Annotated in this window: 23 protein-coding genes and 1 riboswitch; all 23 genes read right to left on the minus strand. The window is 47.4% G+C overall.

Annotated features, from left to right (window positions below; all coding sequences use genetic code 11):
• Positions 1 to 128 precede the first annotated feature (128 nt).
• Positions 129 to 869: a M23 family metallopeptidase gene (locus NSQ20_RS28875; RefSeq protein ID WP_076254018.1), complete on the minus strand. Its 741-nt coding sequence runs from the start codon at positions 867 to 869 to the stop codon at positions 129 to 131.
• Between the two features lie 995 nt (positions 870 to 1,864).
• Positions 1,865 to 3,205 (minus strand): stage II sporulation protein D, encoded by a 1,341-nt coding sequence (spoIID, locus tag NSQ20_RS28880; RefSeq protein WP_339195825.1) that lies wholly within the window; start codon positions 3,203 to 3,205, stop codon positions 1,865 to 1,867.
• A 467-nt stretch (positions 3,206 to 3,672) separates the two neighbouring features.
• Positions 3,673 to 5,019: a UDP-N-acetylglucosamine 1-carboxyvinyltransferase gene (gene murA, locus NSQ20_RS28885; RefSeq protein WP_017691942.1), complete on the minus strand. Its 1,347-nt coding sequence runs from the start codon at positions 5,017 to 5,019 to the stop codon at positions 3,673 to 3,675.
• Between the two features lie 522 nt (positions 5,020 to 5,541).
• Positions 5,542 to 5,799, minus strand: coding sequence for a DUF1146 family protein (locus NSQ20_RS28890; RefSeq protein WP_017691941.1), 258 nt, complete (start codon positions 5,797 to 5,799; stop codon positions 5,542 to 5,544).
• Positions 5,800 to 6,405: 606 nt separating this feature from the next.
• Entirely contained in the window at positions 6,406 to 6,810 is a 405-nt protein-coding gene (locus NSQ20_RS28895; RefSeq protein ID WP_036612555.1) for a F0F1 ATP synthase subunit epsilon, read from the minus strand.
• Between the two features lie 60 nt (positions 6,811 to 6,870).
• The gene (atpD, locus tag NSQ20_RS28900) at positions 6,871 to 8,274 is read right to left on the minus strand and encodes a F0F1 ATP synthase subunit beta (protein WP_036612557.1); all 1,404 of its coding nucleotides are present in this window, start codon (positions 8,272 to 8,274) and stop codon (positions 6,871 to 6,873) included.
• 95 nt (positions 8,275 to 8,369) lie between these two features.
• A complete protein-coding gene (atpG, locus tag NSQ20_RS28905; RefSeq protein ID WP_036612560.1) occupies positions 8,370 to 9,242 on the minus strand; it encodes an ATP synthase F1 subunit gamma in 873 nt (290 codons plus the stop codon).
• A 169-nt stretch (positions 9,243 to 9,411) separates the two neighbouring features.
• The gene (gene atpA, locus NSQ20_RS28910; RefSeq protein WP_036612563.1) at positions 9,412 to 10,926 is read right to left on the minus strand and encodes a F0F1 ATP synthase subunit alpha; all 1,515 of its coding nucleotides are present in this window, start codon (positions 10,924 to 10,926) and stop codon (positions 9,412 to 9,414) included.
• 16 nt (positions 10,927 to 10,942) lie between these two features.
• Positions 10,943 to 11,491, minus strand: a complete 549-nt coding sequence (locus NSQ20_RS28915) for a F0F1 ATP synthase subunit delta (protein WP_036667767.1) — start codon at positions 11,489 to 11,491, stop codon at positions 10,943 to 10,945.
• Entirely contained in the window at positions 11,488 to 11,976 is a 489-nt protein-coding gene (gene atpF, locus NSQ20_RS28920) for a F0F1 ATP synthase subunit B (RefSeq protein WP_036612568.1), read from the minus strand. The genes NSQ20_RS28915 and atpF overlap by 4 nt, the downstream gene beginning before the upstream one ends.
• 113 nt (positions 11,977 to 12,089) lie before the next feature.
• On the minus strand, positions 12,090 to 12,314 hold the full coding sequence (atpE, locus tag NSQ20_RS28925; protein ID WP_017691934.1) for a F0F1 ATP synthase subunit C: 225 nt from the start codon (positions 12,312 to 12,314) through the stop codon (positions 12,090 to 12,092).
• 78 nt (positions 12,315 to 12,392) lie between these two features.
• Positions 12,393 to 13,211 (minus strand): F0F1 ATP synthase subunit A, encoded by an 819-nt coding sequence (gene atpB, locus NSQ20_RS28930; RefSeq protein ID WP_017691933.1) that lies wholly within the window; start codon positions 13,209 to 13,211, stop codon positions 12,393 to 12,395.
• 45 nt (positions 13,212 to 13,256) lie between these two features.
• On the minus strand, positions 13,257 to 13,634 hold the full coding sequence (locus NSQ20_RS28935; protein ID WP_017691932.1) for an ATP synthase subunit I: 378 nt from the start codon (positions 13,632 to 13,634) through the stop codon (positions 13,257 to 13,259).
• Positions 13,627 to 13,881 carry an AtpZ/AtpI family protein gene (locus NSQ20_RS28940; RefSeq protein WP_017691931.1) on the minus strand — a complete coding sequence of 85 codons (255 nt, stop codon included), beginning with the start codon at positions 13,879 to 13,881 and terminating at the stop codon, positions 13,627 to 13,629. Before NSQ20_RS28940 ends, NSQ20_RS28935 begins: the two co-directional genes overlap by 8 nt.
• Positions 13,882 to 14,066: 185 nt before the next feature.
• The gene (gene wecB, locus NSQ20_RS28945) at positions 14,067 to 15,224 is read right to left on the minus strand and encodes a UDP-N-acetylglucosamine 2-epimerase (non-hydrolyzing) (protein WP_036667768.1); all 1,158 of its coding nucleotides are present in this window, start codon (positions 15,222 to 15,224) and stop codon (positions 14,067 to 14,069) included.
• Positions 15,225 to 15,447: 223 nt separating this feature from the next.
• Positions 15,448 to 16,077: a uracil phosphoribosyltransferase gene (gene upp / locus NSQ20_RS28950; protein WP_017691929.1), complete on the minus strand. Its 630-nt coding sequence runs from the start codon at positions 16,075 to 16,077 to the stop codon at positions 15,448 to 15,450.
• Between the two features lie 429 nt (positions 16,078 to 16,506).
• A complete protein-coding gene (gene glyA, locus NSQ20_RS28955) occupies positions 16,507 to 17,754 on the minus strand; it encodes a serine hydroxymethyltransferase (protein WP_164783303.1) in 1,248 nt (415 codons plus the stop codon).
• A gap of 256 nt (positions 17,755 to 18,010) precedes the next feature.
• Entirely contained in the window at positions 18,011 to 18,604 is a 594-nt protein-coding gene (locus tag NSQ20_RS28960; RefSeq protein WP_076254013.1) for a TIGR01440 family protein, read from the minus strand.
• A 141-nt stretch (positions 18,605 to 18,745) separates the two neighbouring features.
• Positions 18,746 to 18,827: riboswitch (ZMP/ZTP riboswitch) on the minus strand.
• A gap of 96 nt (positions 18,828 to 18,923) precedes the next feature.
• Positions 18,924 to 19,496, minus strand: coding sequence for a low molecular weight protein arginine phosphatase (locus tag NSQ20_RS28965; protein ID WP_036612575.1), 573 nt, complete (start codon positions 19,494 to 19,496; stop codon positions 18,924 to 18,926).
• A gap of 58 nt (positions 19,497 to 19,554) precedes the next feature.
• Positions 19,555 to 20,115: a manganese efflux pump MntP family protein gene (locus NSQ20_RS28970; RefSeq protein WP_036667772.1), complete on the minus strand. Its 561-nt coding sequence runs from the start codon at positions 20,113 to 20,115 to the stop codon at positions 19,555 to 19,557.
• Positions 20,116 to 20,290: 175 nt separating this feature from the next.
• Positions 20,291 to 21,373, minus strand: a complete 1,083-nt coding sequence (locus tag NSQ20_RS28975) for an L-threonylcarbamoyladenylate synthase (protein ID WP_339200073.1) — start codon at positions 21,371 to 21,373, stop codon at positions 20,291 to 20,293.
• Between the two features lie 559 nt (positions 21,374 to 21,932).
• Positions 21,933 to 22,592 carry a stage II sporulation protein R gene (gene spoIIR, locus NSQ20_RS28980; protein ID WP_339195833.1) on the minus strand — a complete coding sequence of 220 codons (660 nt, stop codon included), beginning with the start codon at positions 22,590 to 22,592 and terminating at the stop codon, positions 21,933 to 21,935.
• A gap of 256 nt (positions 22,593 to 22,848) precedes the next feature.
• Positions 22,849 to 24,069, minus strand: a complete 1,221-nt coding sequence (locus NSQ20_RS28985) for an FtsW/RodA/SpoVE family cell cycle protein (protein ID WP_339195837.1) — start codon at positions 24,067 to 24,069, stop codon at positions 22,849 to 22,851.
• Between the last annotated feature and the right edge of the window lie 19 nt (positions 24,070 to 24,088).

Below are 24,088 nucleotides of genomic sequence, written 5' to 3' on the forward strand. Positions count from 1 at the left end.
GAGGAGCATGCCTATATATTCGCGGTTTAGAGGTGTGACAAGCTTCGAAGGTCCCATTATTTTCTGAAAAGCACAAAAAGAGCAGAGGTTTAACCCTCTGCCCGTCATGTTGCTGCGGTAAAATTCATTTATTTTTCCGGAAGATATCCTTGCGGGTTAACTGGCTGTCCGTCTTCGTACACTTCAAAGTGAAGGTGGTTGCCAAGCGTTTTACCCAATTCATTGACGCCAGCGGATGCAATCGCATCTCCCTGTTTCACTTCGTCGTCCTGTTTCACTTTGACGTCTGCCAAGCTTTGGTATACCGTTTTCAGGTTATCGCTGTGTGTGATTTCCACAACTTGACCTGTGAGCGGATTTTGCTCAACCCGGGTAACTTTACCGGCAAGCGCTGCTTTTACTTCAAACGTTTTGTTATCCCCACGTGCCAGATCCACACCTGTGTTCGGGATGAATGTATCATTGTACTGCACCATTGCCGCTTCATGTTCCTCGGTTGAAGCTTCGCTATCATAGAAAGGTTTTACTACCGAAATTTCAGACGGTACCGCTACCGGCCATACAAAATTCTCCGACTTTGCAACAACTTCCACACTTTCTTCTTCTCCGCCTACTGCTGTTCCTTCTGTACCCACCGATGCGCCTGTTTCTACTACCCCGCTAGCAGGGTCCGAGTTTAGCGTTTTGTCGCCTGTGCCCTGATAGACCCACACTAAGGTTAGTATAATGCCTGCTGCTGCGATGTAGGCTGCCGGGAAGACCCAGCGTTTGGACATTGCTCTTTTCCATGAAGAGGGCTGACTAGCCGGTACTCCTTGAGTTGTTTTAGGAGTTTCTTCTTGGTTTGTTTTTTTGTTTTGTTCATTCATGTTAATCACCTCAGTAACAAGTGTTACCGGGTGCAACTCTTTTATACACGCGCGACTCTAATTATTTTCACGGAGGTTTCAGAGAGTGCTATATATGGAGTGTGTGTGCAGCTAGTTGGTGCGCCGCTTCGGGGCCAGAAAACCTTTCGACCGCTGGTTACTACCAGATTTCTTCTATCACCTTCTTAAGAGTGAAATCCGGTAGTAAAGACGGACACTTTGTTTCTACAGGTCTTTTCTGTCCCCTGTGCTCCCCATACGCTAGCACTCTCCTCATATATAGCCGAATCTCGAAAGCTCCGGAATGGGTGGTTGGTAGACTGGTCTGGATTGGCTGTAGAGGCCAATCCTTCTATGAAGTGCATTTATCAGTGAGAGCGAAATGATATAGGATGTTACTGGATAATGCAGATTTAAAGTGCTCTAGGTTCGTTAAAGTGAGCTGTGAGATTAGAGATTGGTGATGCCGCATCAATAATAAATGTTCAATACAACATCTAGATCTTAAAGAAGCTGGCTCATGAATGGATACAGTATAGTTAGAAGTTGCTTGGTAGACAGGGAACATAAATCAATTTTTTAACCTTAGGGCTTGGAAACTTGATTTCAACGTTCTGGTTCTGGTTTGGCTTGCTTATTGCGAATGAGCATGTAGTGAATGGAAGTATCCACCATTTTGTTAGTGATTAGAATAATAATATATTTCTAACGAACTCAGGCGGCCTTATTGGCGGGGAAATCGCGGCTTAGGAATTCTAACGAACCATAGACACGCTAATTACTCTTTTGGGCGCTATTATCGGATCAATTCGGTGGTATGTCGTGATATAACGTGTCCGAGATTTTTTAGAATTTCCATTCGTTGTGATAACACCCAATAAGGTCTCTCAGATTCGTTAGCGCGCAACTGCTCTCATTCACATACATTTGTATACATTCGCACATACTCCTACTCATTCGAATTATTTCGCTTTATCCATCCGTGTTCATCTCTCCTACTTCGATGCAAGCATCTTGGATGCCTGTCCGAATGAAATGCCGGTATAGTAGTGTTTGAGAATTTGGGTGGCCGTGTGTCCCTCCTGCGCCATGCCGTTTGCTCCCCATTGGCTCATGCCAACCCCATGACCGTAACCGTACGTTGTAATCTGGATTTCGTCACCTGTGGTCTTCCAACTGAACTGGCTGGATCTTAATCCAAGCAGTTTACGAACTTCGGGTCCGCTGAATGTTTCACCTGCGATCTGCATTTCCTTAATCCGATGCCCTTTGGTTGTAGACAATACTTCCATCCACGATCCACCCTTCTGGGCGGTAACCGGAATGGCATCCAGGTTTAACTTCTGTAGAATATCATTACGCTTCATGGTGACGGTCTGCTTGAATCCTGGTGCCAGGTTTTTGTCCCACGGACTGTCTACACTTTGCAGATACGGCACGGCGTTCCCCCATACATCCTCAGCATTCTCGGTATACCCATTACTTGTGGAAAAAAAGGATGCGGTGATTGCCTTGCCCTGATATGTCATCACCGTATCTCGACTTTCGCGCACAGCCTGTTGTAGCTTCTCCCATTCCTTCGCCTTCCCTAGACGCGTCCAATCCGCTTTCACCTGGTCTGGCGGAATAAACACCTGATGGCTGACCGTATCCGTTACATCCGCCGCACCTGATGGAACACCGCTTGTATCACTCGCAGCTAACCTACGCACGATAAATGTACGAGCAGCTATTGCCTGCGCCTTTAACGCCTCCAGTCTGAATTCCGCTGGCATCTCAGCTGCCACAACCCCGGTAACATAGTCTTCCAATGGCAGATTCATCGTTGTGCCCGTTGCAGACAGGTATACGCGCACTTTAGGTTCAGGGTACGTAACAGGAACGGCTGGCGCAGGAGCTGGGGTTCTTGTACTGCTTGAATATGTTGGAGCAGGGATCGGCTTAGGTGATTCACTTGTCCGCGGCCATACCAGAATTACCGGAATCAGCAGCGCCATCGCCAATAAGGAAGATACAGCGGCAGCAGGTTGCCATCGCGTCGTATTACGTCCCCATCGGGGTTTTCGTCCAAATGTCCGCATTCGGCGACGCTTCACTCGGCGGAACTGGTCCAGCTCAATAACAGGTATATGAATATGCTCGGTTGTCTTTCGGTTCAGTTCATCTGCCGACACCCGTCCTGGATTGGATAATCTTGCAGGCTGTGATGGAACAGTCCTCAGGTTCAATGGGGCAGGCTTGTCTTTTTCCACTCCAGAAACGGTATTTCCCTCCGGCTCTTGCATACCTGGACGAGGGACAAGGGGTACCTTTACCTGTACACGAGCTTCTTTCATTCGAATATAACCCTCCGTTATCTATGGCCGGTCATGTGCCGGTCGTGTTGTTCAAATCCATAGTTTAGGTTATGAGCTGGCTTGATCTGATAGAACCTGATTTGAGAGAAACGAGGCCCTTTTCGTTATGTTCAATTTCTTGTTTTCTTTTGCTATGTACATCTTAGAAACGTTGATCTGTCGCTGAATACCAGTGTTAGCTGGAATCGACACTCTATATAAAGTACGCTCTTTCATTTGGTTCAGAATCGATACAGAATACGATGTTATGCTATACAAGTTAGGACCAGCTATTAATAGAATCAGGTATCAAATATCTCGTTGTCTTCTTAAAAGTAAACACAAAAAAAGCCAAGCCAGATGGCTTAGCTTTATCATTTTTTACAATATACGTTCCATCGCATTCATAATCCACACAACCGTGTGACTCATAATAGAGGGCCATATTTTTTCTATTCAATCCAGTGTTAAGCCAAAGTTGGTTGTACCTTAAACATCGGTACTTCTTTCTCCACTTTTTCACTTGGTGCTTTGGTTGCTTCCAGCTTAGGCTCATCAACCGAGATCCGATAGATGTCAGCGCCAAGTCCGTTAAGCTTCTCAGCGAGATGTACATAGCCACGGTCGATGTGATGAACACCGCCCACTTCCGTTGTACCTTCAGCAACAAGACCTGCAATAATGAGTGCGGCACCCGCACGCAAATCGGTAGCCGTTACTTTGGCACCCTTCAGTTTGGCATTACCTGTGACGATGGACGAACGTCCTTCAACTTTGATCTCCGCATTCATCAATTGGAATTCATCCACATGCATGAATCGGTTTTCAAAAACAGTCTCTGTCACGACACTTGTTCCTTCAGATGCAAGCAAGAGTGCCATCATCTGGGATTGCATATCGGTCGGGAATCCTGGGTATGGTAATGTTTTTACATCCACAGCTTTAAGAGGGCGATCTGCGATTACACGCACGCCATTCTCATCCGGTTGGATTGTAACACCCATCTCTTCAAGCTTCGCGATAACGGAGCCTAAATGATCAGAGATTGCACCTTCAATGTACACGTCACCACCAGAAATTGCAGCAGCAGCCATATACGTACCAGCTTCTACCCGATCCGGAATAACGGTGTGTGTTACGCCTGTCAGTTTCTCCACACCTTCGATGCGGATCACTCCAGTACCAGCACCACGTACGATGGCACCCATTCCATTCAGGAAGTTGGCAAGATCCACAATCTCAGGTTCTTTTGCCGCGTTCTCCAGAACAGTTACACCTTCGGCCAATGTTGCAGCCATCATAATATTTTGAGTGGCACCTACGGAAGCCACATCCAGATAAATTTTCGCGCCACGCAACCGACCTTGGCTACGAGCTTCGATATAACCTTGGCCCAAGCTGATCTCTGCGCCCATGGCTTCAAAACCTTTCAAATGCTGATCAATAGGCCGTGTACCGATGGCACATCCACCAGGAAGTGAGATTCTTGTATGACCCATACGAGTCAACAAAGGCCCCATGACCAGGAAAGACGCCCGCATTTTACTTACCCATTCATACGGGGCTTCACAGGAAGTAAGTTTCTCCGCATTTACGGTAATCACTTCGTCCCGGTATGTAACTCCCGCTCCCAGCGATTCCAACACCTTGTTAATCGTCATCACATCGTCTAGAGGAGGCGCGTCAATAATAACGCTTTGTCCTTCTTCCCCTAAGAGAGAGGCAGCGATGATCGGAAGAACAGAATTTTTAGCGCCGCTAACTTTGACACTTCCGGTCAACCTTTTGCCACCGCGGACGATAAATTTGCTCATCATGGTTCCCTCCGCGCTTTTATTCCCTTTTCTTCATTCCGGAATACGTAAGCCCCACTATGCTAGAAAGGACTGTTGCTGTGTGTGGAATTTCGACATATTCTGGCATATTGCCACAGATGTCTGTTCAGAAAAGAATTGGTTTTTATAATCCATATCAATGATACCATGTGCCGTGCGTCTTGCTATTCAGCATGTAAAAATCAGTGTCTTACAAGCCAGCAGAGCATCAGAACAGACAGAGTGGGATGGTTATTAGCCGGCATGAACCGGATATCCCGTTTATAACTACAAAATAAGTGAACAATTGTGAATTCCCTAACTTCCATCATAACATTGTTGAATTGTACGATACAAGCATTTTTACATAAAACATCTCAAATTCATCCAATTTTACGTCACATTTTTTTCTTAATTTCTTTACCGACAACTCATACTCTAATTGTTAACACAATTAATCGATGTTATTCGACAATGAGCAGCTTGAAGAACCTAACAGATGATTAACCAACCATCTCAACATTAAAACAAATTACGCAACATTTGAGTCCAGGACAAATAGTCAATGACAAAGCCAGCAACGGCATGCCCCAAAATGATGGCGAGCAACAAATGCAACAGTCTTCCCTGAGCACCTCGTGGCTGCCTGATGATTAAATCCAGTTTGAGATTTGTCAAAGCCCACCAAGACAACGCAATACATAACAGGGAGACGATGATTGAGACCAAGCCATTGGTGCTTAATGCTTGGTTCACCTGATTCGTCAGATCAGTATCCATATATTCTTTACCTCCACATTTGTTGCAGCGATCAGCATATCATATGCCCGGCACCCATAACTTGTTAGTATACTGGAATGTCTTAAGCACAACATACTGAGCGTACTGTCAGATTTACTCCTGCCAGGCAGGAATCTCCTGATGCCCAATCACCGAGCAGCAACAATGCGGCTGTGCATGACTATGGAATCTACTACGCAGCTTCCTGCTTCTGCTGACTCTATGGAATATAGGCTCTTTCATCATACATTGTCAATTACATTGATTTCCACTTCTAAAATATTTTAATTTTAAAATGCCGGGATTTTGTGACTAAAACGACATAAAAGAGCGCTATTTCGATATCGATTCTGTCATTTCCTCGGAAATAATTTAAATTTACTCATGAAAAAAATGGTTCTCTTAGTGGTAAATGCGCCCACTACTTTAGTCCTACACTCTATTCAAATAATCATAATCGGTGAATATTTTGCTTAAAATACTTCTGTTTACTGAAGGGATAGGATGGATTTGTGGTCAGCCCTTTTGATATATTCGATAAAACAATTCTATCAAACAAACTCAAAAAAGCCCGGCAGACTAAGCCGCCAGGCTTCCAAGAATCGTTTATTTGCCGAACACATTAATCCGGTTAACCGCTTTTTGCAGCGCAATCTCTGCACGACGGTGATCAAAGTGGTCCTGATTGCTTTGGCTTGCAAGCCGACGTTCTGCCCGCTCTTTCGCCGCACGCGCACGATCCACATCAATGCTTTCCGGGAATTCAGCACTCTCTGCGAGTACAACAACCTTATCTTTACGAACTTCGATAAACCCGCCACCGATAGCAACTCGTTTATTTTCTTTTCCGTTATGGATATAGATTGGTGCAATCTGCAAAGGTGTAACCATAGGAATATGACCTGGCAGAATGCCCAGTTCCCCTTCAATACCACGAGCCGTAATGCTATTCACCTGTTCTGAATAGACCAAACGCTCGGGTGTTACGATTTCCAACAAAAAGGTGCTCAATTCCATCCCTCCTGAAACTATCCGAAGGATAGCCCACATAAGGACAATCCTGGATTCAGACTAAACCAGTGTTTTGGCTTTCTCCACTGCCTCTTCAATTGTACCAACAAAGAGGAAAGCTGCTTCCGGAAGATCATCATACTTACCTTCGAGAATCTCTTTAAAGCTGCGCACCGTTTCTTTAACCGGAACGTATTTACCTGGAATACCGTTAAATGCTTCAGCAACGTGGAAAGGCTGGGACAAGAAACGTTGGATTTTACGAGCACGGTATACAAGCGCTCTATCTTCTTCACTCAACTCGTCCATACCCAGGATTGCAATGATATCTTGCAATTCATTGTAACGTGCCAAGATACGTTTAACGCCTTGAGCTACGCTGTAGTGTTCTTCACCTACAACTTCAGGGGACAAGATCCGGGAGCTGGAAGCCAGTGGATCTACCGCAGGGTAGATACCCATCTCGGAAATTTTACGCTCCAAGTTCGTCGTTGCATCCAAGTGGGCAAACGTCGTTGCAGGAGCCGGGTCAGTGTAGTCATCCGCAGGCACGTAGATGGCCTGGATGGATGTTACAGAACCTTTTTTCGTTGATGTGATACGTTCTTGCAGTTGACCCATTTCTGTTGCCAGCGTAGGTTGGTAACCTACCGCGGAAGGCATACGTCCAAGCAAGGCAGATACTTCTGAACCCGCTTGGGTGAAACGGAAGATATTATCGATAAAGAGCAACACGTCACGGCCTTCTTCATCACGGAAGTATTCCGCCATCGTCAGACCTGTGAGGGCTACACGAAGACGTGCGCCTGGAGGCTCGTTCATTTGTCCGAAGACCATTGCTGTTTTGTTGATAACGCCGGAATCACTCATCTCGTGATACAAGTCATTACCTTCACGTGTACGCTCACCAACACCCGCAAATACGGAGATACCGCCGTGCTCTTGTGCGATGTTGTTGATCAATTCCTGAATGGTTACCGTCTTACCTACACCGGCACCACCGAAGAGACCGATTTTACCACCTTTAGCGTAAGGAGCAAGCAAGTCGATAACTTTGATTCCTGTCTCCAGCATTTCTGCTTGGGTAGTCAGTTCATCAAATGCAGGTGCTGAACGGTGAATCGGGTTCTTGTGCTCAGCAGCTACGGCACCGCCAGTATCAATTGCTTCGCCGAGTACGTTAAATACACGACCCAGTGTTGCTTCTCCCACGGGTACAGAGATTGGTGCTCCTGTATCTAAAGCTTCCATACCACGAACAAGTCCATCCGTGGAGGACATCGCAATACAACGTACTCGGTTGTCACCCAGATGTCTCGAAGCTTCGAGTGTAAGGTTCACACTTACGCCGCTCTCACTTACTGTAGTGATCGTAATGGCATTGAGGATTTCCGGCAGACCGCCGCGATCAAACTCGACGTCAACAACCGGACCCATGATGCTCACAACGCGTCCTTTGTTCATCTTAACGTTCCCCTCCTACAAGCCTGCTACTTTTGCAAAAATAATGTACCGTTCGTTTATCTTTGCTCTGCAAGCCTTCATTAATAAAAAAACGGTTAGCCTTGTGCTGCGTTGGCACCTGCCACAATTTCCGTAATCTCCTGCGTAATCGCCGCTTGACGGGCACGGTTATAGGTCAATGACAAGTCGTTAATGAGTTTAGATGCATTTTTGGTTGCATTACCCATTGCCGTCATTTTCGCGCCGAGCTCACTTGCCTTACCGTTCAGAAGTGCACCATAGATCAGCGTTTCCGCGTAACGCGGAAGCAGAACCTCCAGTACAGCTTCAGCAGACGGCTCGTATTCGTAGCTTGCCGTTGGTCCTTCCGCAGCAGTTACCTCAGGTGTTTCCATCGGAAGAAGTTTTTCTACCGTAGGAATCTGGGTCAACGCATTCACAAAGCGGTTATAACAAATGTACAATTCATCAAATTCAGCCAGTTCAAACCCATGAACAGCTTCGTGTGCGATGGATTTGATGTCTGCAAATGAAGGCGAATCCGACAGATCCGTTGTTGTGGATGCCATCGCAATTTCACGACGTCTGAAGTAATCGCGTCCTTTACGTCCAATGACGAACAATTCGTAGTCATCCTGGGAGTTGTGGCGCTCTTTGAGCGTCTGATTAACCTGACGCAAAACGTTCGCATTGTATCCACCTGCAAGACCACGGTCCGATGTAATGATCAGGTAAGCTGTCTTTTTGACCGGACGGCTCTCCAGCATCGGATGCTGTATACCTTGCGTGCTTGATGCAATACTAGCTACAACTTCTTTCAGTTTCTCCGAATAAGGACGGGCTGCTTCCGCTTTTTCCTGCGCTTTACGCAGTTTTGCAGCAGCTACCATCTCCATTGCTTTGGTGATCTGCTTGGTGCTTTGTACGCTTTTAATTTGCCGCTTAATTTCGCGCATGCCTTTTGCCATGATTTCACCACCTTAAAGTTTTGACAAAGTCAAAACTACATCGTAAGCACAACCCTACTTTGACGGGGTCAAAGTTACTTCGTAAGCATCATCTTTTTTTGACAGAGTCAAAGTATTACATGCAGACATGCGGAATCGGTTAGACAACTCCGCACCTGCAGTCATTTATTTAGACAGAGACAGCAAAGCTCTTTCTGAACTTCTCAATTGCACCTTTCAGTGCATTTTCGTTGTCTGCAGTCAATTCTTTAGTATCACGGATGGATGCAAGAATTTCCGGATGACTGCTCTCCATGAAGGCAAGGAACTCACCTTCGAAACGAGTCACATCACCTGTAGGAATTTCATCCAGGAATCCTTTAACGGCTGTGTACAAGCTGACCACCTGTTGTTCTACGGCCAGAGGCTGGTTTACACCTTGCTTCAGGATTTCCATCATACGTGCACCACGATTCAGGCGAGCCTGAGTCGCTTTGTCCAGATCGGAACCAAACTGGGAGAACGCTTGAAGCTCACGATATTGAGCGAGGTCGAGACGCAGGGAACCTGCAACCTTTTTCATCGCTTTGATCTGAGCAGAACCACCGACACGAGATACGGAAATACCTACGTTGATTGCCGGGCGTTGTCCAGCATTGAACAAGTCAGCTTCCAGGAAGATTTGTCCGTCCGTGATGGAGATTACGTTCGTTGGAATGTATGCTGATACGTCGGAGGCTTGTGTTTCAATGAACGGCAGTGCGGTTAAAGAACCACCACCCAGTTCATCATTCAGCTTCGCAGCACGCTCCAGCAAACGGGAGTGCAGGTAGAAGACGTCACCCGGATAAGCCTCACGGCCCGGTGGACGACGAAGCAACAAGGAAAGCTCACGATATGCAGAGGCTTGTTTGGTCAAGTCATCATAGATAACCAGAACGTGCTCGCCTTTGTACATGAAGTACTCACCCATCGAACATCCGGAATACGGTGCGATGTACAAGAGTGGTGATGGATCGGAAGCTGCTGCAGTTACAACGATTGTGTACTCCATTGCGCCTTTACGACGAAGAGTTTCCACAACTTGAGCAACCGTAGACTGTTTCTGACCAATAGCCACATAGATACACTTCATGCCGCTACCTTTTTGGTTCAGGATCGCATCAATCGCGATGGATGTTTTACCTGTTTGACGGTCACCGATGATCAACTCACGTTGTCCACGACCGATTGGAACCATTGCATCAATGGCTTTGATCCCTGTTTGCATCGGCTCATGAACCGATTTACGATCCATTACGCCTGGTGCTTTACCTTCAACCGGACGGAATTCCGTTGTAGCGATTGGCCCTTTGCCATCTACAGGAATACCGAGCGGGTTCACAACGCGTCCAATCAATGCTTCGCCTACAGGCACTTGCATGATTTGGCCAGTACGTTTCACTTGGTCACCTTCACGAATATCGTAGTAAGGTCCCAAGATAACGACACCGACATTGCTTTCTTCGACGTTCATGGCGAGTCCCATAACACCGCTTGGGAATTCAACCAACTCGTTGGACATGACGTTCTCAAGTCCGTAAACACGAGCGATACCATCACCAACCTCGATTACCGTCCCGACTTCGACTACATCGATATCGGTCTTGTATTGTTCGATTTGGCTCTTAATTAATGTACTGATTTCTTCTGGTTTGATACTCAAGTGTCCTCACCCCAATCTACTGTACTCGTCTGTTAAAAGACTGCTCAAGACGTTCGAGCTTGCCAGCCAAGCTGCCGTCATAGATCGTATCGCCAATGGCGACTTTCAATCCGCCCAGCAGAGTCGGATCAACAATGTTCTCGATACGAATCTTTTTATTCACACGGCCACCGAATTCACGGGCTACCGCTTCTTTTTCTTCATCATTCAACGCATAAGTGGAGTAGACACGTGCATCAGCGATGCCCAGCGACTCACCTTGGATCTTCCGATAATCATTCAGCAAGTCTCCCAGCAATTCAACGCGTCCGCGTTCAATTAACAACAAAACTGTACGAAGGACAGGTTCGGATACCTTACCATCAAGACTTGAGTGAAGCACGTTCTGCTTGACTTCATCAGAGATATTAGGAGATACGATAAATTTCTCGATATCTGCATCTCCGGTCAATGCACTGACTACTGCAACCAGTTCCTGTTCAACCTCAAGCACCTGCTGTTGCTGAAGAGCAACTTCGAACAATGCTTTCGCATAACGCTTGGCAACTATCGTATCGCGGCTCATTGTCGGCCTCCTACCTCATTGAGGTATTGGTTCACAAGCTCTTCTTGTGCAGGACCGTTCTCAACTTCTTTTTTGATCAACTTGGATGCAATCTGAACGGAAGCTGTACCCAGTTCGCTGCGAAGTGCTGCGACTGCTTTGTTCTTCTCGCTCTCGATTTCGCGTACTGCATCGTCTTTCAGACGATTAGCTTCAGCTTTTGCATCAGCCAAAATCGATTCAGCTTGTTTGCCACCTGTTTGTTTGGACTGTTCAATGATGTCGTAAGCATCTTGACGTGCTTGTTCAAGAGCTTGTTTTTGTTCCTCCACATAGGCAATGGCCTGTTCCCGAGTCTGTGCAGCCTCATTCATCTGCGTCATCACGAGTTCACGACGTTTTTCCATAATGGAGAACAAAGGCCCGAAGGCATAACGGCTAAGCAGCCAATATAAAATTGCAAATGCAACAATCGCAAGAAGCGTATTTTCCCATATGAAACTCAATCTGTTCACTCCTTCCTGGAGGTATCCTTGAAACGTCATCCGTTAGAACGGACATTACCTAAAAAGAAGGCGCGGATGGCTATGGCCTTCCCCGCCAAACCTTTAAAATTTGATTAAGCCATACCGTAGAACATGAACGCGAGTACCACACCGATGATCGGCAATACCTCGATCAAACCTACACCGATAAACATTGTTGTTTGAAGAGTGGATTTTGCTTCCGGTTGACGGGCAATACCTTCCACCGTTTTGCTGATTACCATACCGTTACCAATACCTGCGCCAAACGCGCCCAGTCCTGCAACAATTGCTGCTGCGATTAATGCCATTGCTCCCATTTGTATATCCTCCTTAAAATGATAAATCGAATTTTTTATTGTTCAGCCTGGTGAAGAAATCTTCGTAGGGCTTGAAACTTAATGCTCGTCATGCGTCTCGATGCTCTGTGAAATGTACACCATCATCAAGATAACAAACACAAATGCCTGGATCGCGCCGATAAAGATACTAAAGCCTTGCCACACCATAAGTAGCGGAATCGCTGCAATAGCACCAAACACTTTGAATGTGGTCAGTTTCAGGATCGTTGCGATCAGTACCTCACCCGCGAAGATATTCGCGAATAGACGCATACCGTGTGTCAACAGCTTGGATGCCGTCTCAATCAAGTTGATTGGCAAGAACAAGGCGAATGGCTTGAAGTAATGCTGGAGATATCCTTTTGTGTTACGGAACAATCCAAGTCCATGAGATACAAGGAACGCTACAAGAGCTAGTCCCATCGTTACAGACAAGTCGGCTGTTGGTGATTTCCACCAGGCCAGTTCAACGTGTGGGTGTGCTTCAGGGTCCTTGGCATGCGCTTTTTCAAACGCCTCCACCGCTGTAACAATCGGCTTACCGAATACCTGTGCCTGATTAACATCTGTTACCTCAGATACAGCCACGAGCGGAAGGCCGAGCATGTTCCCTACAAAAATGAACATAATCATGGAAAGAGCGAGAGAGATAAAATGTTTACCTTTCTTCATATCCATTGTGCTGGAAATCAGATTGCGGACGAATTCTACTGCCCACTCCATAAAATTTTGCAGCTTGCCGGGATTTTCAACGGATAATCTCCGTGTTGCCAGTACAGCAAAAATAAAAACAATTGCACCTGTAACTACCAGCATCAACAGAACCGATAGATCCAGTCGAAATCCGCCAAGCATAATAATTGGAGCTTCATGCATATTTTTCTCACCCCTTTCTCGACTTGAAAGCTGCAGCCCTTAACATCATTCTGCTCTGCGGGAATAGACAATCCCTATAATCAATAAGGAATATTGTGCAATGACGAGACCGCCTGCAACCGCATATGTATTGAAGTACTGCGGAAAGCGCATCGATATGAATATACCGAGCACAGCGAATGCCGCTCTTGTCAAAAATCCCAAGTTGACACGCTTCAAGTTACCTTCTGCCGCATCATCAGACATTTTCCTTACTTTGTAGCCCAGGTAAAATGCATTGATCCAGCTAACTCCTGTACCCAGGGCCAGTCCCAAAGCAATTGTCTCCACACGTGGCATAAAGGCCGCTGCGAGAAAACAAATCATAAGAAAGTACATGACGAAAACAGTCATCGATCTGCGGTATCTGGTTAGTTCACTCATCACTTTCCCCCATGATTTTTTTCGCGATAAAGTAGATGCTTACACCGCCTGCCGCAAGAAAAAAGAGAACGCTTACGGCGATCCATATTCCGTTACCTCCGATGGTCTTGTCCAACCAGGAGCCAGCGTAATATCCGGCAACAGCGAGAATGGCAATCTCGATCCCAAAAGCTGTCACGAGTCCCATCGCTTTCCATACATTATCGTCATGGTTACGGGATGAATTTGGTTTGTTCGAATCGGCCATTTTCCACGCCACCCTTGCAATCCCAGTTAATTTTACTGAATGATGAGAGCCTTTGTCAATTGAATGATTTTAGCGTTTTAAAGGGGGAAACGACGGGAATACAGACCCTCAAAGCCCATAAACCCGCGTAAACCGTACAGTTTAACTGTATGCTTGCCCTTTATAAATCCGTCAGAAAAAATGTATTATTTTTTGAATTTTCTGTGAAATGATTCCGGACGTTCACTATTTACACCGAAATGATGCAAAATCGCATTGACAATTCTTTCCGAAGCATGTCCATCACCGTATGGATTGGCAGCCTGGCTCATGCTTGCATACAGGGTTTTGTCTGTGAGCAGAGCTTTGGTCCGTTCATACACACGTTCCTCTTCGGTACCTACCAATTCCAGCGTTCCGGCTTCAATACCTTCCGGGCGTTCTGTTGTATCGCGCAATACGAGCACAGGCACACCAAACGAAGGTGCTTCTTCCTGCAAACCGCCTGAATCGGTCAAAATCAAGTGAGTGTGCGGGTAAAAGTTATGCAAATCCACCACGTCTAGTGGATCAATTAATTGAATACGGGGATGATTCCCCAAGATCGCGTGAGCCGGCTCCTTCACAGCAGGACTTGGATGCACCGGGTACACGATGGCAATATCTTCGAATTCGTCGGCAATCCGTTTGACGGCCTGGAAAATGTTGCGGTGAGGCTCGCCTTGAGATTCACGGCGATGAGCTGTCATCAGCACAAGGCGTTTGCCTTGGGCCCAATCAAGTACCGGGTGTGTGTAGTCCTCCCGTACAGTATATTGAAACACATCTGTTACCGTGTTGCCTGTGACGTACGTACTAGACTCCGATTTATTTTCTTTGGCAAGATTGGAAGAAGACCAATCCGTAGGCGCAAAGTGTAGATCAGCCAGTACTCCCGTCAGCTGACGGTTCATCTCTTCCGGATATGGAGACAGCTTGTTCCACGTCCGCAGCCCCGCTTCCACATGTCCTACCTGAATCTGTTGCAGGAATGCTGCGTAGCTCGCTACAAAGGTAGTTAATGTATCCCCGTGAACCAGTACAATATCCGGCTTAGCTTCGGCTAACACTGGCTCCAGACCGCCAAGAACACGAATTGTAATTTCATTCAATGTCTGACGGTCCTTCATCACATCCAGATCATAATCGGGATGAATGTCGAAAACTTCAAGTACCTGATCCAACATCTGGCGATGCTGCGCAGTTACGCAAACAATAGATTCAATAGACTCAGGGTGTTTCTGCAATTCCAAAATAAGCGGAGCCATCTTGATGGCTTCCGGACGCACCCCGAAGATCGTCATGACTTTAATTTTGTTGGACATTCGAACAAAGCCCCTTTTCTATATGTTCATGTTCAAAAAGTCCGGTTTTCAGTACCAAGAATATGGAATGAAGCTAGAAATGGAGTAGCGGAGCGTAGGGAAAACTACGTGAGCAACGGACATTTCGGCTGAATTTCATATTCGATGCCGATGATGCCCTTGGGCATCCTTCGTAATCAAAATTGGACTTTTTGAACAACCTCTTACAAAGCATGCGATATACTTATTTAGTGCCGTATAGACGGTCTCCTGCATCTCCAAGCCCTGGAACGATATAACCATGATCATCCAGACGGTCGTCCAATGCTGCTACATAGATGTCCACATCGGGATGTGCATCTTGCACAGCTTTTACGCCTTCCGGTGCTGCAACCAGGTTCATCATTTTGATTTGGGTACAGCCACGTTTTTTGAGCACGTCAATAGCTGCAATTGCCGAACCACCCGTTGCCAGCATCGGATCAATTACAATCAATTGACGCTCTGTTACGTCTGTAGGCAGTTTGGTGTAGTATTCTACCGGTTGCAGTGTTTCCGGGTCACGGAACAGACCCACATGTCCAACTTTTGCCGCTGGCAACAATTTCACAACGCCATCCAGCATTCCGAGTCCTGCACGTAGAATCGGCACCAGTCCGAGCATACGTCCAGAGATGACTTTACCTTGTGTTGCAGCTACAGGTGTCTGTACATCAATCGTTTCCAGTTCAACATCTCTTGTAATCTCATAAGCCATCAACGTTGCTACTTCATCCACCAATTCACGAAAATCTTTCGTATTCGTACGCATGTCGCGTATAAACGTCAGTTTGTGTTGAATCAAAGGGTGATCACATATTACTAATTTTCCCATCTAATTTGTCCCTCCGGTAAGTTCTTCATGTTCAGCATTTCCAAATATACCTAGCCACCATTCATGGGCTCGATAAATCCTGTATATTATATCATCACCAACAACGAATTACACCATCAAAGGGCACCCAATCATTACAGATTACCGAATCCTATAAAAAACAGGACCGGAAAATGATCCATCCGGTCCTGTTTTGCTCCTGCTGTTATGTCGTTGAGAAAATGAAAATGATGAATACAATGGCACTCCGCCTACAGAATGATCCTTCGATCGCTGTTATCCCCAGATTTTTTTTATTCTCCTTTTAACAAGGGAAAAATCCGGGGATAAAGGCGAGCGCTTCGCTTCTGCGGTCTCATTCTGTCTGCTTCGTTTTTTTGTATCCCATTTTAAGAACATCTCAAATACAAACAGCATGAGCAAAGTTTTTTAGTATTTAAGATCGGTATAGAGCGGGAATTGGTCTGTCAGTGCAGTCACTTCTGCACGAGCTTCATCCAGCTTCGCTGTATCTTTTGGATTTTTCAGCGTTTTGGCAATGATCTTACCGATCGCTACCATCGCTTCTTCGTTCATGCCACGGGAAGTTGCAGCAGGTGTACCAATTCGAATACCACTCGTTACAAACGGGCTTGTAGGGTCGAATGGAATTGCATTTTTGTTCACGGTAATACCGATGGAATCAAGCACATGCTCAGCTTCCTTACCTGTGATGTTCACACTGCGTGTGTCGATCAGCATCAAGTGGTTATCTGTACCACCAGATACGATGTTCAATCCTTCAGCGATCAGTGTTTCAGCCAGAACCTGTGCGTTTTTTACGACATTCTCAGCATACGTTTTGAACGAAGGTTGCAAAGCTTCTCCGAATGCTACCGCTTTGGAAGCGATCACGTGCATCAGAGGTCCACCTTGGGAACCTGGGAATACGGCTTTATCAATCGCTGCTGCCCACGCTTTGCGGCACAGAATCATACCACCACGAGGTCCACGCAGCGTTTTGTGTGTAGTTGTTGTTACGAAATGCGCATGTGGAACCGGGTTTGGATGCAAACCAGCAGCAACCAGTCCTGCGATGTGAGCCATGTCCACCATGAACAAAGCGCCTACATCATTGGCGATGGAAGCTAGCTTTTCAAAATCAATGGTACGCGGATATGCACTTGCGCCTGCAACGATCAGACGAGGACGGTGTTTGAAAGCCGCTTTGCGTACTTCATCATAATCAATCAGGAATGTATCTTCCTGTACGCCGTATGCTACAAAGTTGTACAGCAAACCAGATGCGTTAACCGGGCTACCGTGTGTGAGGTGTCCACCATGGGCAAGGTTCATACCAAGTACAGTATCACCAGGTTTCAACGCTGCAAGATAAACTGCCATGTTCGCTTGTGCACCGGAGTGAGGTTGAACATTCACGTGTTCTGCTCCGAACAATTCTTTTGCACGATCACGCGCGATGTCTTCAACGATGTCCACATGCTCACAACCGCCATAGTAACGTTTACCTGGATATCCTTCAGCGTACTTGTTGGTCAGAACAGATCCCATTGCTTCGATTACTGCTTCACTTACGATGTTCTCGGATGCGATCAGTTCGATGTTGTTCTGTTGACGTTTCAGTTCAAGATTCATCGCTTCCAGTACTGCCGGGTCATTCTTGCGCAATTGTTCCATGATTAAATTCCTCCCAGTTATAAGTGAAGTTATAAAGTGAAACTAATGTTTACACGAAAACGGCGAGTGCAACACCAATCTGAAGAAACGAAGTGGTCGCCTAGAAGCTTTCTTTAGAAAGCTACTCCGGAAGCATAGGCTATCACCGGATTTCCCCTTTTAAATAGGGAATTAAAAAATCTGGGGATAACAGCGATCGGAAGATGGTGATGCAATCAAAGTCAGGAGTGTAACCCAATTAGTCTCGCTTTATATGTTAGTCACAAAATGTCGAATCTGGTTGTTCTTCCATACGATACACCGCGCGTTCGCCGCCAATCAACTTCGGACGGGTCAACGCTGTGGTTACACGAGCATCTCCAACATAGCGAAGCGCTGTACGATAGGGTACGGCTACATGCCGGAGATGCATCCCAATCATCGTCTCCCCAATGTCCAGTCCCGCATGGGCCTGCACATGTTCAGCCAGGCATGGATCGGTCAGCGAACGATATGCTGCGGATGCCATTGAACCTCCGGCCTTGGGCACGGGTACTGCACCAACCTCGGTCAATCCAAGTCGAGTAAGCACAGAACGTTCCATTACCAGCGCACGGTTCAGATGCTCACAACATTGGAATACCGTGTCAAAACCGAACTCTTCCTGCACCTCGCGTATACCCGCAAGAAGCTGCTGCGCCACTTCAATGGCACCACTCGTACCAATCCGAGCGCCTGCGACTTCACTTGTGCTTGTACCGATCACAACGATCTGTCCAGGCCCAAGCTGTCCGGCAAGCGCCAGTTCATGCAGAATAGACGCGGTCTGTTCCTGCAATCCGGGTTGTTCCGAATCTAACTCTATAGTCATCCTATTATCGCCTCCCGATAAAATCATGCCCGCTAACTCTTGGTTGTCCTTCGTATTCTTGCACGGCATCTCAGGTACTATTATAGCGAATAATCAGATGAAAGACGAAAAAAAGAGCAGTCTGCGGGTAACGCAGAATTGCTCTTTTGCCCAGGCGACCGGCCGTTTGTTCCGGTGCTCCATCGTGGTTATGCCCACTTCGTCGCCAGTTACACCGGATCCCTGTTTTCCCCTTCATCATAAAACAACCCGCGGCTAAAATCAACGGTTAATTTACATCACGTGTCCTATTTCTATAACCTGCCTCGCAGGATCAGAATTATCCCAGCTTATCCAAAAGCCGGTCCAATGCCGTCCGAATCTCAGCTGCAGCTATATTGTAATCATCACGACTTCCTCCAAACGGATCGGAGATGTCGAAACTTGGAATTCGTTGTCTAATCTCAATGGCTCGCTCACGCTCCGATGCCAGGATCTCTTGGCCAAGGGCACGTTTCATCTCAAGCGTTGCAAACAGGCTGTCCAACTCCTGAACATCACTTAATACCTGTTCATCATCCTCCACATATTCTTTCAATGTATAGGTTTTGTGGACTGAATCGGGAAAAACCTGCATGACATGTTGCTTATGACTCCGTGTTAATGTAAGAACCAGATCGGCCCAACCTACCAGGTTAGAGCTAAGCTGTGTGGAATGAGGTGGACCTTCAACGTTATGATCTCTCAAAACTGCTTCAGCATGTCGGGAGATCGGCATACCCGACGTTGCTGCCACACCTGCGGAGCGAACCTCTACCTGAATGCCACGCTCCGATGCCAATTTTCGCAAAAGCCCCTCTGCCATGGGGCTGCGGCACGTATTTCCTGTACACACGAATAAAATATGTTTCATTGTGTTAGCCTCCCCATTTTACATATGATGCGAATGATATGATATCTCAAGTTTTATTCTAAAATATAAACAAAAGTCCAAACGCAAGCAAGATTGCGCCACCAATAGCTTCGCCGTAATCCCCGAGATTCTGACTCACCCGACGGCCTAATAACAGCCCCATAACCGACATCACCCCGCCACAAACGCCGAAAGCAAGTACGGTCAAGATCAGATCACTGCTAAACATCCCTAAGGATACGCCAACGGAGAATGAATCCACACTTACGCTGAGGGAGAACAAAACAACGCCGAGCAGGGAACGGTGGTCCACCAGCTTTGTATCGCCTTCACGGAATGCATTCAGAATCATATGAGCACCCAGCAAAACAAGCAATCCACCTGCCGCATACGTCGTAATGTCACCGAGCAGGGAGCTGACGTATTTGCCCATATACATGCCGATGAGCGGCATGATGATATGAAATAGCGCCGTTACAATACTGATTCGCAATACATCCCGCAGCCGAATGCCCTTCATGCCAATTCCGATCCCGAGTGAGAACGCATCGAGGCCAAGCGCAATAGCCATGATCAAAATGGTTACCAACTGCCCTACATGGACAGACACATCCCACATCCCCATACCCCCAAGTCACGTAAAGGTTCTTGTACACGATATGCGGACAAGGACCTAAACATGACCGATGAAAGGCAAACGGCGACGGATCTCTGGTCAGATGCTGGCTTTATAGAATCTTGATTTTGTTTTGGAAAAAGAGTGATTACTCTCCTGACTGTATGATCAGGAGAGGTTATGAGGGTTGCTGGTTGCCAACTTGTATGAGTTGGTTCCCCGCAGCCTTGAGCAGCCGATTCATGACGGCTGCTCCCAGCCCTTCGCGTGAGCAGGCTTCAGCCACAATATATGTGGCGCCTTGCTCATCGCAACTGCGCAGCGCGGCGTATAGCCGGCGCGCTGCTTCTTCCAGCTCGCTGGCATCGCCCAGCGAGAACACGGCATCGGCGCGGTACTGCTCCGCGTGCTCGGCGAACGCCAGCACAGCGGTGCGCTCTCCGCGCTGCGCCGCCTCTGCGAGGGCGGCGCAGATCCAGGCCGCCACCGCTGTGGGCGGCCCCTCTACCACGCACAGCGCCCCTGCGGGTGCGTAGTGCGTGTACTTCATGCCCGGCGAGCGCGGCGCCGGGCTGCCCACGCCATCGGCCCCCTCCGCGAGTAGCGCGGGGTCCGTGGCGACACGGGCGGCAACGGCGGACAATTGTTCCGCCGTAATGCCGCCAGGGCGCAGGATGGTGACGGTACCGTCGTCACCGACCTGCACAACCGTGGACTCGACGCCCACCCCGGTGGGGCCGCCGTCCACAATGCCGCCGATGCGGCCATCCAGATCCTCGCGTACATGAGACGCGAGTGTCGGGCTTGGCCGCCCAGAGCGGTTGGCGCTTGGCGCAGCTACAGGGCATGCCGCCGCCGCGATTAACTGCAAGGCCACCGGGTGGTCCGGCATGCGCACGGCCACCGTGTCCAGACCGGCGGTGACACGCGGGGACACCGCCCCCGGCCTAACCGGCAGCACCAGCGTCAGTGGTCCCGGCCAGAAGGCCGCCATCAGCGCTTCCGCCGTTTCGTTCACTTCCGTGACCAGCGTATCCAACTGGTCACGGTGCGCGATATGCACAATCAGTGGATTGTCGGAAGGTCGGCCTTTAGCGACAAATACAGCCTCCACGGCTGCTGTGCTACGCGCATCAGCACCCAAGCCATAGACCGTCTCGGTCGGAAAGGCCACCGTCTGACCTTGACGAATGCAGGCTGCGGCAGCCTGCAAGTCGGCGAGCGCCTGTTGATCGGCGCTCCCCTTTTTCACATCCAACATTTCAATATTACCCAATCCGTGATCGTTCTCAGCGCTCACCAAGACACGTACATCCCACATCTCAGTGACCAGCTCTCCCGGAGCTTTCATATCACGTTCTTCTCTATCATCCCTCATCTCAGAGGTGTGTTGCACTGGTTCGTTTTCTCTGCTCATATATCATCATTCCTAAACTTCAAGTAGGTTAGTTCATATCCATATTCAATATAAGAGGTTGTTCAAAAAGTACGCTTTTGATTACGATAGATGCCTAGCGGCATCATCAACGTCGAATATGAAATTCAGCCGAAATAAGCGGGAGGCTTACGAAGTATGTTTCCGAAGGAAACATTTTGGTTGCTCACGTAATTTTCCTACGCTCCGCTACTCCATTTCTAGCTTCATTCCATCTTCTTGGTACTGAAAACCAGACTTTTTGAACACGCACTATAAGTAATTATAACATACCTGTCCCAACTCGGATGCCCTTCAAACTTCGCCCGGAAATTCACCACTAAATCATATCAAAAGGGCAGCTCCCTGAATCGAAGTCGCCCTTATTTTCAGTATAAATCCGTTGTTATGCGAACAATCCAGTCACCCAACTCCATAGTTTCACAGCCATATCCCACAGAAAGAATCTTGCTTCCGGTGTGTCTCCCTGCACAGATGCCTCTGCATCTCCTGGTTCAGCTGCAACGGCCGATACGGTTGAAGGTTTCGCCAGTGCATCCCCGGTCCCTGCATCAATGAAACACAGCGGCGGGAACAACACACACCACCAGTTCTGACCTTTGCCTTCGCCCAGTATGATTCGAACCGCTTCATAATCTCCGGCAGGATAGACGGTACCCCCATACAGCTTGGTCGGGAAAGGAACAGAACCCAGCTCCACCTGATACTCATAATTTAAACCGCGACTGGCCAACTCTTCTCCTACTCTATTCTCGATCTCGGACAAATGCTCACGAATAACCTTGCGCGCTTCATCTAGACTTTGCGGATTCTCCAGCTCGGCTACCCACTCGCCCATCTGAGCAACGACAGCATCCCGAATCTCGCGTTTCACCAATTGATCTCCTGGTGCATCCGAGTTTGCTAGAATACGCAAGCGAATTGATTGTTCTGGAATTGCTGTGGCCGCCACAGCTGCATCCGTTTTCTGACCTTCCCACATCATGATAATCAACATAAGACATACAATAATAAGTCCAATTTGCTTTACAATTCGTCTGCTCATTCCGTTCTCCCCCTCGGCTCTCTGATCACGTTGCCTGCAACTCTCTCATGTCTATCAGTATGCCCCGTAGAGACAGAAGTAAACCTAGCATTTGCAATAAATCTACTAAATCGTTTCTATGATTTACACTTTCTCACCTATCATGTTAAAAAGGCTGATCCGCACCTGGTTACAGGGCAAATCAACCTCTTCATTCCTATAAACGATCACGTTATACGTCCCACCGCTTTACTTTTCACCTACACCGACTCAACAGTTACACAGCACTTTTCTCTTTCTTGAGCATATTCCATAAACGTTCCGACAACCGGGGTTGTTGCTCTCCCATCAGAAGTTCATCCTCCTCTTCTTGCCCGTACAACTTAATGCTCATGACTACACCGATGCAAGCCATATTAATAAGCAAAGAGGTGCCGCCGTAACTGATGAACGGTAACGTAATACCTGTGAGTGGCATCAGTCCGAGAAACGCCCCCACGTTCTCAAACACCTGATACAACAACATTCCTATAATACCTACAATGATGACGGGTCCCGCGCAATCTCTACATGCCAGAGCAATCAGCACCATGCGGTGGATCAGGATAAAGTACAACAGAATCAGTACGGATGCACCAACAAAGCCAAACTCCTCTGCGATCACAACAAAAATGGAATCAGAATACGTATAGGGGACTCGTCCACTCTGAACGGATGTTCCTTGCAAGTAACCTTTGCCGATGATGCCCCCTGAACCGATGGCTAAACCTGCATTTTTTGTATGCCAGGAAGCTTTGGAGGTAGCCTCCTCCGGTACAAGCCAGGGATCAATACGCTCTGCCCAATGCTCACGTTTTATCTTTTCAAGAAAAGTGAATACTTCATCATGGTAGAAGGTATAGGCTTTGACAAAACCAAAGAACGCTACCCCCACAATCGCCAGTGCAATCAATGCGTGCTTCAGCCTCATATTTCCGATCCAGAATACCGCAGCCAGAATCACCACATACCCCAGCGCATTTCCCAAATCATTCTGAGCCATAACAAGGGCAAACGGAATAAACGCCCAACAGCCAATCGGCACAATATCTCTCCAAAATTTCAGTGTGCCTCGTTGTCTCTTCACGATCAAATGGGCGAGGAACAAAATCAGAATCATCTTGAACAGCTCTGCCGGTTGAAAAGAAAAGTTTTCGCCCAGCTTCAGCCAACCGTTGGCGTTATTGATTGAACTTCCCAGGACATTGGCCAGGATCAGCAGTATGATCCCCAAGCCATACAAATAAAACGCATATTTCACGTATAACTTGTAATTCACAAGCCCGATCACAAGCACCGCAATGAACCCGGCCACATAGAAATACATCGTTTTGACATGATGATTCGCCAGGTTGGCATCTGTCTGCGTTCCGCTATAAATCGCAAATACACTAATAATCATGAGCAACAGCATTACAAAAAGAATCACACCGTCCATCTTTTTCAACATTCTCAACATGACGCTGTCCATCCCCCTG

The sequence above is a fragment of the Paenibacillus sp. FSL K6-1122 genome (genome assembly GCF_037977015.1).
GTDB lineage: Bacteria > Bacillota > Bacilli > Paenibacillales > Paenibacillaceae > Paenibacillus > Paenibacillus amylolyticus.

What these genes read in the sequence shown, in the direction of transcription:
- NSQ20_RS28965 (WP_036612575.1), bottom strand. Translation starts at nt 19,496, where the DNA reads ATGAAACATATTTTATTCGTGTGTACAGGAAATACGTGCCGCAGCCCC.
- NSQ20_RS28875 (WP_076254018.1), bottom strand. Translation starts at nt 869, where the DNA reads ATGAATGAACAAAACAAAAAAACAAACCAAGAAGAAACTCCTAAAACA.
- NSQ20_RS28915 (WP_036667767.1), bottom strand. Translation starts at nt 11,491, where the DNA reads ATGAGCCGCGATACGATAGTTGCCAAGCGTTATGCGAAAGCATTGTTC.
- upp (WP_017691929.1), bottom strand. Translation starts at nt 16,077, where the DNA reads ATGGGAAAATTAGTAATATGTGATCACCCTTTGATTCAACACAAACTG.
- spoIIR (WP_339195833.1), bottom strand. Translation starts at nt 22,592, where the DNA reads ATGAGCAGACGAATTGTAAAGCAAATTGGACTTATTATTGTATGTCTT.
- atpD (WP_036612557.1), bottom strand. Translation starts at nt 8,274, where the DNA reads ATGAACAAAGGACGCGTTGTGAGCATCATGGGTCCGGTTGTTGACGTC.
- NSQ20_RS28985 (WP_339195837.1), bottom strand. Translation starts at nt 24,069, where the DNA reads ATGTTGAGAATGTTGAAAAAGATGGACGGTGTGATTCTTTTTGTAATG.
- NSQ20_RS28935 (WP_017691932.1), bottom strand. Translation starts at nt 13,634, where the DNA reads ATGAGTGAACTAACCAGATACCGCAGATCGATGACTGTTTTCGTCATG.
- glyA (WP_164783303.1), bottom strand. Translation starts at nt 17,754, where the DNA reads ATGGAACAATTGCGCAAGAATGACCCGGCAGTACTGGAAGCGATGAAT.
- NSQ20_RS28940 (WP_017691931.1), bottom strand. Translation starts at nt 13,881, where the DNA reads ATGGCCGATTCGAACAAACCAAATTCATCCCGTAACCATGACGATAAT.
- spoIID (WP_339195825.1), bottom strand. Translation starts at nt 3,205, where the DNA reads ATGAAAGAAGCTCGTGTACAGGTAAAGGTACCCCTTGTCCCTCGTCCA.
- wecB (WP_036667768.1), bottom strand. Translation starts at nt 15,224, where the DNA reads ATGTCCAACAAAATTAAAGTCATGACGATCTTCGGGGTGCGTCCGGAA.
- murA (WP_017691942.1), bottom strand. Translation starts at nt 5,019, where the DNA reads ATGAGCAAATTTATCGTCCGCGGTGGCAAAAGGTTGACCGGAAGTGTC.
- NSQ20_RS28890 (WP_017691941.1), bottom strand. Translation starts at nt 5,799, where the DNA reads ATGGATACTGATCTGACGAATCAGGTGAACCAAGCATTAAGCACCAAT.
- NSQ20_RS28970 (WP_036667772.1), bottom strand. Translation starts at nt 20,115, where the DNA reads ATGTGGGATGTGTCTGTCCATGTAGGGCAGTTGGTAACCATTTTGATC.
- atpE (WP_017691934.1), bottom strand. Translation starts at nt 12,314, where the DNA reads ATGGGAGCAATGGCATTAATCGCAGCAGCAATTGTTGCAGGACTGGGC.
- atpB (WP_017691933.1), bottom strand. Translation starts at nt 13,211, where the DNA reads ATGCATGAAGCTCCAATTATTATGCTTGGCGGATTTCGACTGGATCTA.
- NSQ20_RS28960 (WP_076254013.1), bottom strand. Translation starts at nt 18,604, where the DNA reads ATGACTATAGAGTTAGATTCGGAACAACCCGGATTGCAGGAACAGACC.
- NSQ20_RS28975 (WP_339200073.1), bottom strand. Translation starts at nt 21,373, where the DNA reads ATGTTGGATGTGAAAAAGGGGAGCGCCGATCAACAGGCGCTCGCCGAC.
- atpG (WP_036612560.1), bottom strand. Translation starts at nt 9,242, where the DNA reads ATGGCAAAAGGCATGCGCGAAATTAAGCGGCAAATTAAAAGCGTACAA.